Source organism: Streptomyces sp. NPDC006265, from assembly GCF_040613555.1.
Lineage (GTDB): Bacteria > Actinomycetota > Actinomycetes > Streptomycetales > Streptomycetaceae > Streptomyces.
The window spans coordinates 1-1,100 of sequence record NZ_JBEXSH010001517.1 but is presented as its reverse complement, the minus strand read 5'-3'; the positions used below and the strand labels follow the sequence as shown (position 1 = coordinate 1,100).

Sequence of the window (1,100 nt, the reverse complement as noted above, 5' to 3'; positions counted from 1 at the left end):
GCAGGGCCACCGTCTGCGGGCCCGTCCAGGGCAGGTCGACGCCGGTCGCGGAGGGTGACTGGCGCGCGGTGCGCAGCCCCAGGTCCTCGACGGAGACGACGACGCCGAAGCGCTCCGAGAACAGCTCGGACAGGATCCTGGGGATCGGCTCGCGGGGGTTCTCGCCGTCGAGCCAGCGGCGTACGCGCGAGGTGTCCGTGGAGATGTGGTTGGCGCCCAGTTGGCGTGCCCTGCGGTTGACCTGGCGGGCGAGCTCGCCCTTGGACCAGCCGCTGCGCACGAACCAGGAGGTGAGCAGCTCGTTCGGGCGCTTGTCGGCGTGCGTCGCGCCCACAGCGTTCGTTCCGCTTCCGCCGTTGCCGCTCACTGGAACGCCCCCATCCCTGAGACCACTTGTCGCCGAGTGCGCCAAGCCCTATCAGCATGCCGGTTCGTACGGCCGCCCGTCCGGCCCTTGTCACCCTTCGAACGGAATGACGACTTGCCTCCGGCATACCCACGAGCGCATGTGCCCCCAGGACTCGTGCACACAAAGTAATCCTACGATCACCCGTCCAGCCACGGCTCACACGGAAACGCCACCATTCGCCACCCCTTCGAATGAACTCACGTACGGCTACGCACGATTGACTTGACACAGCAGAACCAGGAGCGGGTGCAGAGATGCACTCGGGGGCGCGCGTCGTCGGGCGCGCCCCCCTGGGCACATCCGGGCGCTGAATGAACCGACCGCCGCCGGGAAGGCGGAAACGGAGAGTCACGCATCGCGTCCGTAGCGTAACCAGCGCTGCGTCGGACCCGTTGGAGGGGGCATGGGCTTCACGATCGGCATCAGCCGGGGCATGCGCGACATCCGGACCGGATCACGCCGCCGCAGCCGTACGTCGGACGGCACGGCGGTGGCCGAGTACACCGGACTGTGGGGCTGGGACGTGGTGCCGGGTGCGCGGGCCTCGGCGGGCGCCTGCTCCTGCGGCCATGACGACTGCCCGGCGCCGGGCGCGCACCCGCTGGACTTCGCGCCGGTGCTCGCGGCCGGGGCGACGCTGGACGACGCGACCGAGGCATGGGGCGAGTTCCCCGGCGCCTCGGTGATGCTG

The 1,100-nt window shown here is 70.3% G+C and carries 2 pseudogenes; one reads left to right on the top strand and one right to left on the bottom strand.

Annotation, left to right across the window (positions count from 1 at the left end):
• A pseudogene (locus tag ABZ281_RS50300) lies at positions 1–367 on the bottom strand (hypothetical protein); the annotation flags it as partial.
• A 445-nt stretch (positions 368–812) separates the two neighbouring features.
• Between ABZ281_RS50300 and ABZ281_RS50295 the strand changes: the two are divergent.
• Positions 813–1,100, top strand: a pseudogene (locus ABZ281_RS50295) (DNA primase); the annotation flags it as partial.